The 16,243-nt window shown below is 50.0% G+C and carries 14 protein-coding genes; 12 read left to right on the top strand and 2 right to left on the bottom strand.

Annotated elements, in window-relative coordinates; genetic code table 11:
- Positions 1 to 11 precede the first annotated feature (11 nt).
- The 3 genes from ACO1NU_RS04850 to ACO1NU_RS04840 all read left to right on the top strand — a co-directional run bounded on the left by ACO1NU_RS04850 (position 12) and on the right by ACO1NU_RS04840 (position 4,159).
- Positions 12 to 1,721, top strand: a complete 1,710-nt coding sequence (locus ACO1NU_RS04850; protein WP_448817336.1) for a RagB/SusD family nutrient uptake outer membrane protein — start codon at positions 12 to 14, stop codon at positions 1,719 to 1,721.
- A gap of 289 nt (positions 1,722 to 2,010) precedes the next feature.
- On the top strand, positions 2,011 to 2,961 hold the full coding sequence (gene moaCB / locus ACO1NU_RS04845; RefSeq protein WP_448817335.1) for a bifunctional molybdenum cofactor biosynthesis protein MoaC/MoaB: 951 nt from the start codon (positions 2,011 to 2,013) through the stop codon (positions 2,959 to 2,961).
- Position 2,962: 1 nt separating this feature from the next.
- Positions 2,963 to 4,159 (top strand): molybdopterin molybdotransferase MoeA, encoded by a 1,197-nt coding sequence (locus ACO1NU_RS04840; RefSeq protein ID WP_448817334.1) that lies wholly within the window; start codon positions 2,963 to 2,965, stop codon positions 4,157 to 4,159.
- A 10-nt stretch (positions 4,160 to 4,169) separates the two neighbouring features.
- Here the strand turns inward: ACO1NU_RS04840 and ACO1NU_RS04835 are convergent, their stop codons facing one another.
- Positions 4,170 to 4,340 (bottom strand): hypothetical protein, encoded by a 171-nt coding sequence (locus ACO1NU_RS04835; protein ID WP_448817333.1) that lies wholly within the window; start codon positions 4,338 to 4,340, stop codon positions 4,170 to 4,172.
- A gap of 223 nt (positions 4,341 to 4,563) precedes the next feature.
- Between ACO1NU_RS04835 and ACO1NU_RS04830 the strand changes: the two genes are divergently transcribed.
- The 6 genes from ACO1NU_RS04830 to ACO1NU_RS04805 all read left to right on the top strand — a co-directional run bounded on the left by ACO1NU_RS04830 (position 4,564) and on the right by ACO1NU_RS04805 (position 8,506).
- Positions 4,564 to 5,523 (top strand): GTP 3',8-cyclase MoaA, encoded by a 960-nt coding sequence (locus ACO1NU_RS04830; RefSeq protein WP_448817332.1) that lies wholly within the window; start codon positions 4,564 to 4,566, stop codon positions 5,521 to 5,523.
- A gap of 6 nt (positions 5,524 to 5,529) precedes the next feature.
- Positions 5,530 to 5,763 (top strand): MoaD/ThiS family protein, encoded by a 234-nt coding sequence (locus ACO1NU_RS04825; protein WP_448817331.1) that lies wholly within the window; start codon positions 5,530 to 5,532, stop codon positions 5,761 to 5,763.
- A 2-nt stretch (positions 5,764 to 5,765) separates the two neighbouring features.
- Positions 5,766 to 6,233: a molybdenum cofactor biosynthesis protein MoaE gene (locus ACO1NU_RS04820; RefSeq protein ID WP_448817330.1), complete on the top strand. Its 468-nt coding sequence runs from the start codon at positions 5,766 to 5,768 to the stop codon at positions 6,231 to 6,233.
- Complete coding sequence (locus tag ACO1NU_RS04815) at positions 6,230 to 6,802, top strand: molybdenum cofactor guanylyltransferase (RefSeq protein ID WP_448817329.1); 573 nt, start codon at positions 6,230 to 6,232, stop codon at positions 6,800 to 6,802. The genes ACO1NU_RS04820 and ACO1NU_RS04815 overlap by 4 nt, the downstream gene beginning before the upstream one ends.
- A 71-nt stretch (positions 6,803 to 6,873) precedes the next feature.
- Positions 6,874 to 7,434 carry an elongation factor P gene (gene efp / locus ACO1NU_RS04810; protein ID WP_448817328.1) on the top strand — a complete coding sequence of 187 codons (561 nt, stop codon included), beginning with the start codon at positions 6,874 to 6,876 and terminating at the stop codon, positions 7,432 to 7,434.
- 142 nt (positions 7,435 to 7,576) lie between these two features.
- On the top strand, positions 7,577 to 8,506 hold the full coding sequence (locus tag ACO1NU_RS04805) for a serine hydrolase (protein ID WP_448817327.1): 930 nt from the start codon (positions 7,577 to 7,579) through the stop codon (positions 8,504 to 8,506).
- On the opposite strand, the gene dinB is transcribed toward ACO1NU_RS04805, so the two are convergent.
- Entirely contained in the window at positions 8,503 to 9,603 is a 1,101-nt protein-coding gene (gene dinB / locus ACO1NU_RS04800) for a DNA polymerase IV (protein ID WP_448817326.1), read from the bottom strand. The genes ACO1NU_RS04805 and dinB overlap by 4 nt on opposite strands.
- Before the next feature lie 112 nt (positions 9,604 to 9,715).
- On the opposite strand from dinB, the gene ACO1NU_RS04795 reads away from it, so the two are divergent.
- From ACO1NU_RS04795 to ACO1NU_RS04785, 3 genes are all read left to right on the top strand, one after another.
- Positions 9,716 to 10,084 carry a hypothetical protein gene (locus tag ACO1NU_RS04795; RefSeq protein WP_448817325.1) on the top strand — a complete coding sequence of 123 codons (369 nt, stop codon included), beginning with the start codon at positions 9,716 to 9,718 and terminating at the stop codon, positions 10,082 to 10,084.
- Between the two features lie 235 nt (positions 10,085 to 10,319).
- Complete coding sequence (locus tag ACO1NU_RS04790; protein WP_448817324.1) at positions 10,320 to 11,459, top strand: efflux RND transporter periplasmic adaptor subunit; 1,140 nt, start codon at positions 10,320 to 10,322, stop codon at positions 11,457 to 11,459.
- Between the two features lie 3 nt (positions 11,460 to 11,462).
- Positions 11,463 to 16,025: an efflux RND transporter permease subunit gene (locus ACO1NU_RS04785; RefSeq protein WP_448817323.1), complete on the top strand. Its 4,563-nt coding sequence runs from the start codon at positions 11,463 to 11,465 to the stop codon at positions 16,023 to 16,025.
- Positions 16,026 to 16,243 lie beyond the last annotated feature (218 nt).

The raw sequence follows: 16,243 nt of genomic DNA, 5'->3' as shown, positions 1-16,243 counted from the left end.
CAGGAAAGAACATGAAAAAACTATATAAATATCTGATGGCTGTGATGATGCTTACGGGCACCGTCTCTTGCAACGACAGCTTTCTTGACGAAAAACCAGTAGATTTCCTCAGTCAGACAAATGCCTATGTAACGGAGGCCGACTTTGATGCCTCTGTTAACAGTTTATACGGACTCGTGCGCTCGGAATTCTATACCGTCAGCGACTGGCAGCCATTTCATTACCTCTACCGTACGGACCTGGTGTTCGAGATCACAGTGACCACTCCGAACCTCATCGCCGATTACGACCCTTCAGGTTTAGTAAACTCCCATTGGCAGGCCTTGTACAAGATCGTTTCCGAGTCGAATACCATCTTAAGCCGTTTACCGCAATCTCAGCTGAGTCCCGCCAGCGCTACACTTTATGAAGCAAAAGCCCGGTTCTTCCGTGCGTTTGCTTATCGGTCTCTGGCCTATCTTTTCGGAGGAGTTCCGCTGACACTTACAGAAATATCGGGAGAGAAGACCGACTTCGTCAGAGCCAGCAAAAAAGAAGTGCTGAGCCAGGTAATCGAAGACCTGAAGTTTGCAGGAGCCAACCTCCCGGCCATATCGGCGGTAAGGGATGGCGAAATCAGCAATCTCGTGGCACAGCATCTGCTTGCAGAAGTTTATATTGCTGATGAGCAGTTCCAGAACGCGGTGGCTGCGGCCTCTGTCGTGATAGATGATCCCGAAACATCACTGATGACCAGCAGGTTCGGCTCTCGCTCCACCGTAAATCCCGGCGATCCCTATTGGGATCTGTTCCAGGTCAGGAACCAGAACCGGAAATCAGCCAATAACGAAGAAGCGCTATGGGTGATCCAGATTGAACCCGACGTATTGGGCGGCGCCGGTAGCACTACTGCGGGATCGCAGTCGGATGTCTACTCTCTGGAACGCGTTCACGGGCCCCTTGTCCGCGACGTAAGAGTGAACGGTGTGGCCCCGTTCCTCTTCCCCGTAGGCGATTATACCGGCGGACGCGGAGTAGGCTTTATGGCCCCTTCTCCGTATTTCAGCGAAACTGTATGGCAGAGCGATTTCAATAATGACATCCGGAATGCCAACCATAATTTTGTAAGAGATTTCGTCGCCAATAACCCGGCGAGCCCCCTTTTCGGTCAGGTAATTTCCACGCGCAATCCCCCTGCCGGAGCAACGGGAGTGAATGGTGCGATCAGGGCAAACCGGGCTGACCGGGCATTCTACCCGTACCAAAGCAAATCCACCACGCCCTTCAGTCATCCGGCTGACCTTTATGTGAACCCTGGTTCTTCAGATCCAATCAGGAGATATGAATTGAAGGCCGGAGCTGGTGGCACCTATGCCGATCAATATATGTTCAGACTGGCGGAAACCTATTTGTTGCGGGCAGAGGCTTACCTGGGCATGAGCAATACGCCTTCCGCAGCTGTGGATATCAACGCAGTCAGGGCGAGAGCGAAGGCGTCGCCGGTATCGGCAGGAAACGTGAACTTAGATTACATCCTCGATGAGCGTATGCGAGAGCTGGGCGTCGAAGAAAAGAGAATGCTTACGCTGATGCGAACCGGGAAGTACTATGACCGCGTATCGCGGCTGAATCCCTTCTACGGCACACAGATGCAGCCGCATTTTAACCTTTGGCCAATCCCACAGCCCGAAATAGAAAGAAACAGAAGCAGCAAGCTTGAACAAAATCCGGGATACAACTAAGGTTTGCATAGTAGTACTTATCCTGGTAAGGCCGCACCTGCGCTAATGCAGGGCGGCCTTAATGGGTATCCGAGATCTGTCAACTCCTTTTGTTCAGAAAAGTTCGCGAAGATTGAATTAGATGAACCAGCCTGAACGAATGAAACTCGCCACCCCAACTGTCCAATGAAAGACGCAAATACCTTTCAAGGAATTGATGATCAGTCTAATTACTTTACCAAGATCATCAAGGACCTGATAAAGAAATCTGCGCTTAAACAAAGTCCCGCGAAAAACGTAATATTTGCATATGCGCGATATAACCAGCAAGCAAATAACCCTCCGCTCAGCACGAGCTGTTTCCGTTATCTTTTGTTCAGCCGAGACCATCGGACTTATCAGAAATGAAGAGCTTCCTAAGGGTAACCTTTTCGATGTGGCCCGTGCTGCGGGATTTATCGGAGCTAAGCTCACACCGCAGCTCCTGCCCCACTGCCATCCTGTGGCGATCGACGGAATGGACATCCGCTTCAGCTTCTTGTCAAAAGACGAACATGCAGAGTACTTCGACGAACAAACCCTTGAAAGAACGGGCATCGTCGTCCTCGGAGAAGCCAAATCTATCGGGCGGACCGGAATTGAAATGGAAATGCTTACAGCGGTTTCAGTTGCTGCTCTGGAGATCTATGACATGCTCAAACCGGTGGATACCGCGCTGGAGATAGGGCATATCAAATTGCTCAAAAAAACGGGTGGTAAGAGCGACCGGAAGAGATTCTTCGCTACTCCCCCCAATTGCGCAGTGCTTGTCTGCTCCGATTCAACCGCCGAAGGCAAGCGGGAAGATAAAAGCGGCAAAATTATCTGTCAGATGCTGGAGGAGATCAATGCCAAAGTTGTCGACTACCAGATCGTAGCCGACCAGAAGGAGGATATACAGAATCAGATAAAAAAATGGGTGGCTGAAGATGTGCACTTCATTTTCACTACAGGCGGTACAGGACTCGGTCCGCGCGACAATACCGTGGAAGCCGTAAGCGAGATTCTGGAACGCGACGCCGACGGTATCACCGAAGCCATCAGGAGCTACGGTCAGATGCGCACGCCGCTGGCCATGATGAGCCGTGCCGTTGCCGGGTCTATCGCACAAACCCTCATCGTTACGCTGCCTGGCAGCAGCTCCGGTGCACGGGAATCAATGGAAGCTATCGTTCCGGCGGTTTTCCACGCACGCAAAATGATGAAAGGCGGAGGTCACTAAGATGCTGGAATTCGAAGAGGCCTTGAAAATCATTGCTGCTCTGGCACAACCTTCATCTTCTGAGCGGATCCCTCTGGAAGATGCGGATGGCCGCATCCTGTCGGAGGATGTCGTGGCTGACCGGAACTACCCTCCCTTTAACCGGGCCGCTATGGATGGATATGCCATCCGGCTTAGCGACTGGCAGCAAGGCATCCGCAAGTATAAGATTGTCGAGACCATCCTGGCAGGTCAGACCTCACATGCAGAAATCACTTCAGGATCTTGTTATAAGATCATGACCGGCGCGGCAACACCTCCATCCGCTGATGTGATCATCCGGAGAGAAGATGCCAGGGAGCTGGATTCAGAAGTCGAACTATCGGCTGACAGCCTCCGTAAGTTCCAGAACATTTCTCTGGAAGCCGAAGATGCTGCTAAAGGATCTGTATTGGCAAAAGCACCTTTACGTTGTGAGCCGCAACTCATTAGCATTCTCGCCGCCACGGGGTACCATGAAGTCCCAGTTTATAAACTCCCCTCTGTATCGCTTGTCACCACGGGTGATGAAGTTGTCCCGCTTCCTGGTCCGGTTAATCCCGTCCAGATACGTAACAGCAACCAGTACCTGCTAAGATCCTTATTGAAGAAGTGGCAGATCGTACCGCAGCTATGTCGCCACGTCGCTGACAATCCCGCTGCGTTGCGCGACACTCTTGATGCAGCAATCAAAGCGGACATCACCATCATTAACGGGGGTGTTTCTGCTGGTGATGCGGACTATGTACCTACCATACTAAGGGAATTAGGAGTACGCGAGATATTTCATAAAGTAGCCATCCGACCGGGAAAACCTGTCTGGATCGGCCAAACGGATGATGGCAGGACCGTCTTCGCCCTGCCGGGAAATCCACTTTCCTGTCTGACTACTTTTACCTTGTTCGTAGAGGCATTTTTGTATAACCGCATCGGTTTTGATGGAAGGCCTTCCTACAAGATTCCACTGAATCAGAAACGCAGTAAAAAGAGCCATCTGACCGAATTTTTCCCGGTCCAACTTAACGCGCAAGCGTCCGGACTCGACATCCTCCCTTTCAACGGATCAGGCGATATCACAGCCGGACTCCTGGCTGATGGCCTGGCTGCTCATCCGAAAGAGGAGTCGTCAATCGAATGTGGTCAGCTTGTCGACTTCTACCCGTTCAAGTCGGTTTTTTAGTCGCGGACTTCTATGGGCCTTCCTGTATGGGAAGCTCTCTCGTCGCCTCCAGCTTGAGTCTGTTTCTACAAACGCCGTATTTCAGCTGCGCATTAACTTCGAACCAGCTTCGGACCGACTTCGGACCAGCTTCGAGAAAAGTCGACTTTTGAGCGAACTTGATCGGTCCCTGATCCGGCATTTCTTCCTGGTTGTAGGCCCGCAGTTGTAGAACCTTTGTACGCGAGTGCTAAAGCATTTTAATCACAATAGATACATATATTTACAACACTTTGCCCTCTCAAGCGTTAATCCTACCTGTTAGACATCATGACTGGTGAGTACTTATACTTAGAAAGGGAAAAGATGCGCTCAAACAGGTGAAACGGAATTCTACTGTCCCGTTTCATATCATATAAGGTTCAATGACTGAGATCAGAGATAATTTCAACAGAACATTTAAAACGCTTCGGGTAAGCTTGCTGAACACCTGTAACCTGGCTTGTGTGTACTGCTGCTGTGGAAATGAGGACAGCAAGGAAAACTACCGGGATGCAAAAAGCAAGGCGCTTTCAGCAACCGAGCTGATCACACTAATCAGGATGCTGCACGAGCGGCTTAATCTAACGACCGTCAGACTGACCGGCGGGGAACCTCTGCTGTACAAGCAATTACCGGATCTGGTTGCCGGCATCCGTCAGCTGGGCATCCCCGAACTGAAGATCACTACGAACGGATTGTTGCTGGAAGATATGGCTCCTGCATTGAAGGAAGCCGGCATCTCTTCCATCAATGTGTCGCTCGATGCTATTGAGCCGGAGGTGTATTACCTGATGAGTCGCAGGCATGACCTGAGCAGAACCTTAAAGGGTATTGAAACTGCAAAGCATCTCGGCATAGATGTAAAAATTAACTCCGTCGTCATGAAGGGATTGAATGACAGCCAGATCATGCCTTTGCTGCAGTATGCCTTCGACAGGGATATCACCATACGCTTCCTCGAAATCATGGCGATGGGGCATCTGCATGATAGTGCCGACAAGCACTTCTTTTCTCAGGAGGAAATACTCGCACTGATTGAAACCAAATATTCTGTTTTGCCGCTTCCGAGAAAGCCTGCATCCACGTCAAACTACTGGCAAACCGCAGGCGGTCACCTGTTCGGGATCGTAGCAAACGAAAGTGAGCCTTTTTGTTCAGACTGCAACCGGCTGCGTCTTGATGCATACGGAAACATCTACGGTTGCCTCAGCAGTAACAGTCCGATTAGTATCCGCGAAGCAGATCAGCAATCGCTTGATGGCGGACTTATGGAGGCTCTCGCTCAAAAACAATCTGTAAAATTTACCGGAAGCACGCTCAGTATGCTTCATATTGGGGGATAAACACACATGAAAATAGAAGTTTTTGCCGCTCTGAAGAACCATTTCAGCAAGGAATTTGAAGTGAATGAACGTCTCGAAACCGTGGCCGATCTGAGGCAGCATCTCCGCGATATCAATCCTTCCTCGTCCCACCTCATCAACATGTGCCGTTTTGTGGTGGAGGAAGATCTGGTAGCGGATGCTCATCCCCTCACTGCGGAAGACCACGTGATTATTTTACCACCCAGCAGCGGAGGTTAAAAATGGAATATATCACAGAAGAAGCGCTTGACTTAGCTGGCTTGTTGTCCGGATCTCACCATCCTGCTGCGGGTGCTGTTGTGCTTTTTAGCGGCGAAGTGCGCGATAACAATGTCGGCAGGCGGGTTAGCTACATCGATTACGAGTCTTACGTTCCCCTGGCCTCCAAAATGATGCGGCAGATCCTGGAAGATGCGAAAGCACGGTGGGATCTCACAATTGCCGTGGCTCAACATCGTGTTGGCAAGGTGCAGGTCCTGGAATCTGCAGTGGTGGTTATTACGGCATCCGCACACCGGAGTGAGGCATACGCCAGCAATCGCTACATCATCGACCGGATCAAGCATGAGGTCCCCATCTGGAAATGCGAATATTTCGAGGATGGAACCAGCATCTGGGGGGGTAATTGCAATTGCCATGCAGAGACGGGAGATCCAAACAAACATATTTACGAGTCGGAAAACGGATGATGCTCGGTGTAGTGTTATGTGGCGGTGAAAGCCGGCGTATGGGCCGCGACAAAGGTTTGCTATCAGCAGGTAGTGAAGCCTGGGCAGAGCGGGCCGCTTTCAAGCTGCAGATGCTCGGAATCCCTGTTCTTATCTCCATTAATACTTCACAAATCGAATCCTATAGCCTTGTGTTTCAGAGCGATCAGCTGATAATTGATTCAGTAGTTGCCAAAGGACCTCTGAGAGGTTTATTCAGCGTACATGAAGAACATCCGCTGGAAGATCTGCTGCTCCTGGCCTGTGATATGGTGGATATGGATGTGGCTACGCTGCAGAGGCTCAAAGAATCATACGTGGCGAAGCCTTGGGAGTTTGACTACTATACGTACGAACGCGAAGGATTCATTGAGCCGCTTTGTGCCATCTATCCGGCGCGGACACTCCGGCTATTGCGGAAGCGTCTACAGGAAGGGACGCTGACGCAATTCTCCCTGCAACGACTCATCAGCCAATCTAACTACATGGGCATTCCGGTAGAAGACAGCCGGAAATTCGAAAACTATAATTCGGTCAACCCATTCGCCTGAGGATTTAAGCCGCGTTCTATTTTTATCGAAAATCCCGTTATATTTGGCAGCAAATCTTTACACTTATTTTAATGGCAAAGGCATCTGAAGTAAAAACAGGAAATATCTTACGTTACAACGGCGAACTGGTAACGGTTGAAGAGCATGTACACCGTACACCAGGAAAAGGCGGTGCCTTTTACCTTGGAAAATTCAGGAACATCAAAACAGGAAAAATTGTGGAAGCACGTTTGGGTACTGACGAGCAGGTGGAAATCTGCCGCGTGGAAACCAACGATTACCAATACTTATATGACGAAGGTGATTATTTTGTTGTAATGGACAATATCAGCTTCGATCAGTTCAATATCCCTAAAGCACTATTCGGACCATCTGCCAAGTTCCTGAAGGAAGGAATGAATGTGGTTGTTTCTTTCGAGAGTGAAGAACCGATCATGGCACAGGCTCCGAACTTTGTGGAGTTGGAAATTACCTATGCTGAGCCGGCTGTTAAAGGTGATACATCTTCAGGCGCTCAGAAATATGCTACTACCGAAAATGGCGTTGAAGTAAAAGTTCCTTTGTTTGTGAACCAGGGAGACAAAATCAAGGTAGATACCCGCACAGGCGATTACGTAGAGCGTGTAAAATAAAACATCTTCATCTTGAAAGAACAGGGAAGCGGCTTTTTTTAAGGCCGCTTTTTTTGTGCCTTATTGTGAGCTGGAGGAATTGAGAGCCTTGTCTGACGAATTAGCTAAAGATTAGCTATATTAACAGGACTAATTTCTCCGGATGAACACACTTAAACCCACTTACACCACATTGCTGCTGCTTTGGCTATTTTCGTTGCCACTGCTATGCTTTTCACAAAAGCCGAAACAGGACCGAAAGCTGGAGAAGGCACTTGCCTCTCTTACGGAGGGCTTCAAAGGTACGGCAGGAATCTACGTGATGAACCTCAGAACAGGCGAATATGCCTCATTGAATGGCGACAGCATCTTCCCCACCGCCAGTATTGTTAAGGTTCCCATTCTGGTAGGTTTATTCGACCAGATCGAGAAGGGAGCGCTCAGTTACCACCAACAAATGATCTACCGGGATGCGATCAAATATGGAGGATCAGGGATCATGCAGTACTTCAAAGATAGTTCGGAGACAGAAGTGAGCGTCCTGGCACACCTGATGATGGCCTACAGCGACAATACCACATCGCTCTGGAACCAGCAGCTTGCCGGAGGAGGTGAGCAGATCAACAAGTTGATGGAGAAGTACGGACTGCAACATACGCGGGTTAATTCGCGCACAAAAGGACGTGAGGAGATCTGGAAGATATATGGCTGGGGACAAACCACCCCTCGTGAAATGGCCTCTCTCCTGGTGAAAATCCGCAACGGGGAGATCATCAGCAAGGCTGCGAGCGAAAGAATGTACCGGCTCATGAGCAAAGGCTACTACGACGAAGATGCCCTGAGCCAGATACCGCCCTATGTGCAGGCAGCAGCCAAAAGCGGCGCTGTAGACGCTTCCCGTTCTGAAGTTGTGCTGGTGAACGCGCCTTCAGGAGATTATGTGTTTTATGTGGGGACAAAAGATAATACCGATCAGAGCTGGGACCGGAGTAACGAGGGCCAGGCCTTGATCAGGAAGGTGTCGGCTTACCTCTGGAACTACTTCGAACCGAAGAGCAAGTGGAAACATGAGGAACTGCGCGGTACGAATTAAGGGAACAAGCGCAGCTGTCCGCTTTCAGCATGCCGGGGCAGATCGGGCTCGTTGAAGTTAGAGAGCGAGATGCCCAGCAGGCGTACCCGCTGATCTTCGTCGATACTGCCTTCCAGGAGGCGGGTGGCGATGGAATAGATCGCCTGCGCATCATTGATCCCTGTCTGCAGCGACTGACTGCGTGTGATCTGCCTGAAATCGCTGAATTTCACTTTGAGTGTAACAGTTCGTCCTTTCAGGTTCTTTTTCAACAAACGACTTTGCACCAGTTCGGCGATCTTGAGCAGTTCGGCGGCCATATCATCCAGAGAGACAAGGTCCTGACCAAAGGTATCTTCTGCACCTAAAGACTTGGTTTCGCGGTGGGGCTGCACCGGGCGGTTGTCGACCCCTCTTACAATATGGTAGTAAAAGGTACCGCTCTTCCCGAAGTGCCTGATGAGCTCCTGCTCAGAGAGCTTCTTGAGGTCGGCCCCAGTAAAGAAGCCCATGCTTTTCATCTTTGCGGCCGTGACCTTCCCTACTCCATGAAACTTTTCCACGGGCAGCGACTCCATGAAACGCTCTATAGACGAGGGACCGATAAATTTCAAGCCGTCAGGTTTATTGATATCGGAAGCGATCTTCGCAACAAACTTATTGATCGATACACCAGCCGAAGCGGTAAGGTTCAGCTCATCACGAATCGCTTGTTTGATCTGTTGCGCAATCTCCAGGGCAGAGCCAATGTTAAGCTTGTCCGTGCTGACGTCGAGATAGGCTTCATCGAGCGACAAAGGCTCGATCAGGTCGGTATACCTTCGGAAGATGTCCCGCAGATGAGCAGAAACCTCTTTGTAAACCTCGAAGCGGGGACGCACGAATATGGCATGCCTGCACAGCTGGTAAGCTTGTTTGCTCGACATGGCCGAGCGGATACCAAACTTGCGGGCCTCGTAGCTCGCCGTTGCCACTACGCCGCCACGTCCCTCAGGTGAGCCGCCAACGACGATCGGCTTTCCGCGAAGCTGGGGATTGTCGCGCTGCTCCACAGACGCATAGAAGGCATCCATGTCGATATGGATAATCTTACGAATCGGAGCTGAGGCAGGCTGCATGTTGCAAAATTAGCACAAACACTATAAAAAAGATGTTACGTAGCTCGATATCATGTCACAAAACTGATTCAGGATTTTGATGAAATGGGTATTCGTATATCTTTGCCCCAGAATGATCATCAAATTGTTTCACTTCTTGTCGCTTTTTGCGTATCTGAACATCACTGTTTACGAGGCTGGCGCTGGTTCGCCTTCTGAAAAGCAGTATATGTTTGCGGGTGATTCAATTATCGAGTTCTTATTGGACGATCTAATGGACATTCCGATGAAACATCACGGAAATGACATTGAAATCCCGAACGAGAAATACAGGGTCTTTCAAACCGGCACCTTTGTTGCCCCTATTCTGTTATTTTTTCTACTGATTTTCATCTTTAAAGCGATCGGGAGGACGATAAAGGTCAGCCATCCGCTTTATCAGAATAAAAGTTTCTGTTTGCCTGGATACTATTCCTATCTCTTCAGGCTAAAACCCTTTTAATACACCCATCTATACTGACAGACCAGGCTTTGCACAGCTTGCCCGTAGATTTTACGCGCAATAAATCCGCTTGTGCCATCACATAAGCCAGGCTCTTTCATTTATCCGGCTATCCATGGCTTTCACATGGTTAGCCTATGCTGCTGAATGATCATTCAGCATGTAGAGCATTTAAAACAAACTTCAAACTATACACTTCAAACCGGATGTACATACGTCCTAAACACCTTATGACATGATGAAAGTAAATCCCATAGCTTACTTTGCCTCTTTTGTTTCCCTGGCTTTTATGGCCTGCTCTGCAGAAAGCAAGAATACCTCGGCAACGAACAGCCCACGTTCCGTACCCGTGGCACAGGTCAGCGTGCTCGACACCGTGATCTACAACGAGTATGTCGCCGACATACAGGCATCGAAAAACGTTGAAGTGCGTTCCAGACTGAGTGGGTTTCTCGAAAAGATCTACGTCGATGAAGGTTCGCAGGTCAAAGCGGGACAGGTTTTGTTTAAGATTAATGACGAGGAATATAAAGCCGACCTGAGTAAAGCAGAGGCTGTATTGAACAATGCGATTGCGGATGCAAAAACCGTAGAGCTGGAAAAACAGCGGACGCAGACACTGGTCAAGAACAATATCGTTTCGAAGACTGATCTGGATCTGGCCGCAGCCAAGTTGAAAGCAGCACAATCCAAAGTTGCAGAAGCCAGATCGGCCCTGCAATATGCCAAGTCAAGATTGTCATATACACTCGTCAGGGCACCTTTCAGCGGAAGGATTGACCGGATTCCACTGAAGGCCGGTAGTTTACTAGCAGAGGGATCGCTGCTCACCAGCGTTTCGGATCTCAGTTCCGTGAACGTCTACTTCTCCATCTCGGAAAAAGAATATCTCGACATTGCCCGGGGTGCAGGCTATAGCAAAGACAACTTCAGGAAAGAAGTGAAACTCAGCCTGGTCAACGGGGAAACCTATCCTTTCGCGGGAACAGCCGCCTTCGCTGAAAGCGAATTTGCAAGTCAGACAGGTACCATATCCTTGAAAGCCAAATTCCCTAATCCGGATGGCCTCCTGAAACATGGAGCATCAGGTAAAATCAGCGTTCCGGTGGAGACCGGAGAAATACTGGCCGTTCATCAAAAATCTGTGTTTGAAATTCAGGACCGCACCTACGTCTATGTGGTATCAGCAGATAATAAAGTAAAAATGACGCCATTCAATGCAGGGCAGCGTGTGGGTCACTACTATACGATCAACTCAGGACTGAACAAGGAAGACAAAGTCGTATTTGAAGGAACACAGAGCCTGCGTGACGGGGTGCAGATTGCCCCCAAAGCAATGAACTTAACTGAGGCAGGCCGATTAGCAAAGAAATAAACCATGTTCGAGAAATTTATCAAGCGACCGGTGTTATCACTGGTCATATCCCTTTTTATAACCTTGTTGGGACTGCTGGCGCTGTTTACTTTGCCGATCACGCAGTTCCCGGACATCGTACCCCCATCCGTTGTTGTAACGGCAAATTATACCGGAGCGAATGCAGAAGTAAGTACCAATGCTGTAGCCATTCCACTTGAACGTGCGATCAACGGCGTGGCCGGTATGACCTATATGAACTCCGTTTCCACCAATAACGGAACGACGCTGATCCAGGTTTTCTTCAAGGTAGGCACAGATCCGGATATTGCGGCAGTAAACGTTCAGAACAGAGTAACCACCGTGCTTGACGAACTTCCCGAGGAAGTGATCAAGGCCGGAGTAACGACGGAGAAAGAGGTAAACAGTATGCTGATGTACCTCAATGTTTACAGCGACGATGAGACCGCCGACGAGCGCTTTATCTATAACTTCACGGATATCAACATCTTGAAGGAACTGAAGCGTATTGAAGGTGTAGGTTTCGCCCAAATTATGGGACTGCGGGATTACGCCATGCGCGTTTGGCTGAAGCCCGACCGGATGGCTGCGTACGACATCTCGAGCGATGATGTGATCGCTGCGCTCAGGAAGCAAAATGTGGAAGCAGCGCCAGGGCAGACAGGAATCGGTTCAGACAAGTCGGTAAACATGCAGCAATACGTATTGCGCTACCCCGGTAAGTTTTCCAGTGCCGAAGAATACAAGAACATACCGATCCGGGCAAATGCCGATGGCTCCATTATCCGCATCAATGACATCGCCGACGTCGAATTTGGCTCTCTGGATTACGAGATGGTATCGAAGACAGACGGGCGGCCTTCTGCTTCCATTATGCTGAAACAGCTACCCGGGTCAAACGCTCAGCAAGTAATTGAGAACGTAAAAGAACGTATGGCCGAGTTGAAGGATAGCTCCTTCCCTCCGGGCATGAAATACACGATGGGTTATGATGTATCACGCTTTCTGGATGCGTCTATTTCCAGCGTGTTGGTTACGCTTCTGGAAGCCTTTATCCTCGTGTTCATTGTGGTATTCCTCTTCCTGCAGGACTTCCGTGCAACGCTCGTTCCGGCACTTGCCGTGCCGGTTTGTTTGATCGGTGCCCTCTTCTTTATGCAGATGCTCGGTTTCTCTATCAACCTTTTGACGCTGTTTGCGTTGGTGCTGGCCATCGGGATTGTGGTGGATAATGCCATTGTGGTGGTGGAGGCCGTCTACTCCAAAATGGAAGAAGAACACCTTCAGCCTATGGAGGCTACTGTAGCGGCTATGAAAGAAGTAGGAAAGCCGGTTGTGGCTATCACCCTGGTTATGTCGGCGGTATTCATACCCGTGGCCTTCCTTTCAGGTCCAGTGGGCATCTTCTACCGTCAGTTCTCGCTGACACTTGCTTCGGCTATTATCATCTCGGGGATCAACGCGTTGACGCTTACCCCCGCCCTTTGTGCGATTATTCTGCGTTCTCCGCACGACAAGCCTGCAGCAAAAGGTTGGCTGGCCCGCTTTTTCGCGAGGTTTAATCATGGATACAACAGAATGTCGGGTGGCTACCACAGGCTCCTGACACGCATAGCAGGCCGGCGCGTATTGACCTTCGGCTTACTGATCGCCTTTTTCGTGGCTACGTGGGGAATGAGTAGTATCCTTCCCTCCGGATTTATTCCTACGGAGGATCAGGGTATGATCTACGTGAACGTCACAACGCCACCGGGAGCAACTGTGGACCGGACAGAAGCTGTCTTGAACGAAATTGACGCGATCAGCCGGAAGATGCAGTCGGTCGAGACCGTGTCGACCCTTGCAGGTTACAGTCTGGTGAATGAAGTGTCCGGTGCCTCATACGGCATGGGTATGATCAACCTGGTGGGATGGAAAGACAGGGAACAATCTGTTACCGACATGATTGCTGAGCTTAAAAAAGCCACTGCTCATATCATGGATGCAGAAATTGAGTTCTTCCCTCCTCCTACTGTCCCCGGTTTCGGAAACTCCGCAGGGGTAGAAATGCGTTTGCTGGATAAAAGCGGAAATGACGATCTGAACAAGACCTCCGAAGTGCTAAACAAGTTCATGGACGACCTGAGGGCTACTCCGGAAGTAGGCAATGTATTCAGTTCGTTCGACGTCAGCTTCCCGCAGTACCTGCTGAAGGTGGATTACGATCTGGCAGCTAAAAAGGGAATTTCGGTAGAGAACGCGATGAATACCCTGCAGACGCTGATGGGAAGCTTTTATGCCACCAACTTTATCCGTTACGGGCAGATGTACAAGGTGATGGTGCAGGCAGGACCGAATTACAGGGAGAAGCCTGAAGATGTGTTGAACCTGTTCATCAAGAACGAACAGGGAGAAATGCTTCCGTTCTCCTCGTTCATTACCATGGAGCGCGTATACGGTCCGGAGCAGATCACCCGCTACAATATGTTCTCTTCGGCGATGCTGAACGGTGATGCGGCGGCGGGTTACAGCAGCGGACAGGTTATCAAAGCCGTAGAGAAGGTTGCAGAAAGCCTGCCTCCGGGCTACGAGATCGAGTGGTCGGGTATGACAAGGGAGCAGATCCTGTCGGGTAATCAGGCCCTCTATATCTTTGCGCTCTGTTTATTGTTCGTGTACCTGATCCTGGCGGCGCAATACGAAAGCTTCCTGCTGCCGCTACCGGTATTGCTGTGTCTGCCATCAGGTGTATTCGGTGCCTTCCTGTTCCTGAGTGTATTCGGACTGGAAAACAACATCTATGCGCAGGTGGCATTGATCATGCTCATTGGCTTGCTCGGGAAGAATGCGATCCTGATTGTGGAGTACGCCATCATCAAGCAGCAAAGAGGCATGAGCTATCTGGAAGCCGCCATTGAAGGTTCGGTGGTACGTCTGCGCCCAATTCTGATGACCTCTTTCGCATTTGCAGCGGGACTGGTGCCTTTGATGATTGCCACGGGAGCCGGTGCACTTGGAAACCGTTCAATAGGAACAGCAGCTGTCGGTGGGATGGTGATCGGTACCATTGTAGGTGTGATTGTAATCCCGGGCCTCTACGTCCTTTTCTCCTCCCTGCAGAAGAAAAAGAAAGCAGCCGGAAAGAAGACGCTGAAGCCGGAAGTAGTGGCGTGCATCGCATTGATGCTCCTGATCAGCGGATGTGCTTCAAAACGTGAGCTTCCGGAGTATGAACATCGGAATGTGCCCGCGACCTTCAGTCAGAGTACGGATACAACAACAATTGCACAGACGGAGTGGAAGACCTTCTTCAAGGACGAACATCTGATCAGTCTGATTGACTCGGCCCTGGTCAACAATACCGACATGCAACAGGCCCTGCACAACATCGAGATGGCGAAAGCAACGCTGAGGATGCGTAAAGGCGCCGCACTGCCCAACGTAGATGTGGCGGTTGAAGCCGGTCTGCGCCGTTACGGCTTTTACACGATGGACGGGATTGGAAACTATGATACCAACTTCTCTGATAATCTGACGGAAGATGAACGTCTTCCGGACCCTCTCCCTGATTATTTCGTAGGCCTGCGCACATCATGGGAAATTGACCTCTGGGGAAAGCTGAAGAACCGGAAAAAGGCAGCCTTGAACAAGTTTCTGGCGTCTTATGAGGGCAGAAAGCTCGTGCAAACAGAGCTGATCAGCAACGTGGCGGGCACTTACTATGAGCTGCTTACCCTGCAGGAGGAACTTGCAATCCTGAAGAAGAACATGGAGCTTCAGCAGAGAGGTCTTCAGATCATTGAGGTGCAGAAAGAAGCGGGTATGGCAACAGAGCTCGGCGTGCAGCAGTTCAAAGCGGTGCTGGCAAACTCCAGAGCGAAGGAGCAGGAAGTACTGCAGCAGATTAGCCTCATGGAAAATCACCTGCATTTTCTAACCGGACGCTTTGATGGCCCTATAGGCTTGAATGAGCGCGGCCTGGAGCAGTTCATCTATTTGGATTCCCTGGACAGCGGGACTCCCCTGCAGATGATCGCTTTGCGCCCGGATATACGGCAGGCAGGCTTGGAGTTGATCGCGTCAAACAAGGAGATCAAGGCCGCACAGGCCTCTTTTCTGCCGGCCCTTGTGCTGGCGCCGCATGTGGGACTGCAATCCTTCCACCTGGATAAGCTTTTTACCCCTGAAAAGTCGCTTGCCTACGGACTGCTTGGAGGCATCACTGCTCCCCTGTTTAATCAGCACCGCATACGTGCTGAATATGAAAGCTACAAGGCCGCATACGGCATTGCTTTTCAGGAGTACGAGAAGACCGTGCTGGCAGCCTATAAGGAAGTGCAGGATGCGCTGAAAACACGATCTTTCATTCATAAGAAAAGGTCTTTCATATCTGATGAAGTAAAAGCGTTGAATGCTTCCGTTGCTGCGGCAAACGACTTGTTCCTCGCGGGAAGAGCGACTTATCTGGACATCATCACGACGCAGCGTGGTGTGCTGGATGCGGAGTTGAATGAAGTTGAAGCGAAGAAACAGCAGGCTCTCAACCAGATCTCTCTATACAAGGCATTGGGTGGCGGTTGGAGATAAATTTCCCGGCTTATCATGATTTAGAAAGGAGTGCCCTGCGGGGCGCTCCTTTTTTGTTTACAGGATACTGACCCTGACCAGTGTCTTTATAAAACGTGACGACCGTCAATGTTTACCAAGGCGATTGAGGCGACCTTAGCATAAAACAATGAAGGTTATGGAAACGAAACAAAACAACATCGCTGGGTTATGCATCCTTTACTTTCTTCTGGGAATTT

Source organism: Arcticibacter sp., from assembly GCF_053551015.1.
This window is presented reverse-complemented; position numbering and strand designations above follow the sequence as displayed.

Coding starts and splice junctions, on each gene's coding strand:
- ACO1NU_RS04840 (WP_448817334.1), top strand. CDS start 2,963: ATGCTGGAATTCGAAGAGGCCTTGAAAATCATTGCTGCTCTGGCACAA.
- moaCB (WP_448817335.1), top strand. CDS start 2,011: ATGCGCGATATAACCAGCAAGCAAATAACCCTCCGCTCAGCACGAGCT.
- dinB (WP_448817326.1), bottom strand. CDS start 9,603: ATGCAGCCTGCCTCAGCTCCGATTCGTAAGATTATCCATATCGACATG.
- ACO1NU_RS04825 (WP_448817331.1), top strand. CDS start 5,530: ATGAAAATAGAAGTTTTTGCCGCTCTGAAGAACCATTTCAGCAAGGAA.
- ACO1NU_RS04785 (WP_448817323.1), top strand. CDS start 11,463: ATGTTCGAGAAATTTATCAAGCGACCGGTGTTATCACTGGTCATATCC.
- efp (WP_448817328.1), top strand. CDS start 6,874: ATGGCAAAGGCATCTGAAGTAAAAACAGGAAATATCTTACGTTACAAC.
- ACO1NU_RS04830 (WP_448817332.1), top strand. CDS start 4,564: ATGACTGAGATCAGAGATAATTTCAACAGAACATTTAAAACGCTTCGG.
- ACO1NU_RS04790 (WP_448817324.1), top strand. CDS start 10,320: ATGATGAAAGTAAATCCCATAGCTTACTTTGCCTCTTTTGTTTCCCTG.
- ACO1NU_RS04795 (WP_448817325.1), top strand. CDS start 9,716: ATGATCATCAAATTGTTTCACTTCTTGTCGCTTTTTGCGTATCTGAAC.
- ACO1NU_RS04835 (WP_448817333.1), bottom strand. CDS start 4,340: ATGCCGGATCAGGGACCGATCAAGTTCGCTCAAAAGTCGACTTTTCTC.
- ACO1NU_RS04820 (WP_448817330.1), top strand. CDS start 5,766: ATGGAATATATCACAGAAGAAGCGCTTGACTTAGCTGGCTTGTTGTCC.
- ACO1NU_RS04850 (WP_448817336.1), top strand. CDS start 12: ATGAAAAAACTATATAAATATCTGATGGCTGTGATGATGCTTACGGGC.
- ACO1NU_RS04805 (WP_448817327.1), top strand. CDS start 7,577: ATGAACACACTTAAACCCACTTACACCACATTGCTGCTGCTTTGGCTA.
- ACO1NU_RS04815 (WP_448817329.1), top strand. CDS start 6,230: ATGATGCTCGGTGTAGTGTTATGTGGCGGTGAAAGCCGGCGTATGGGC.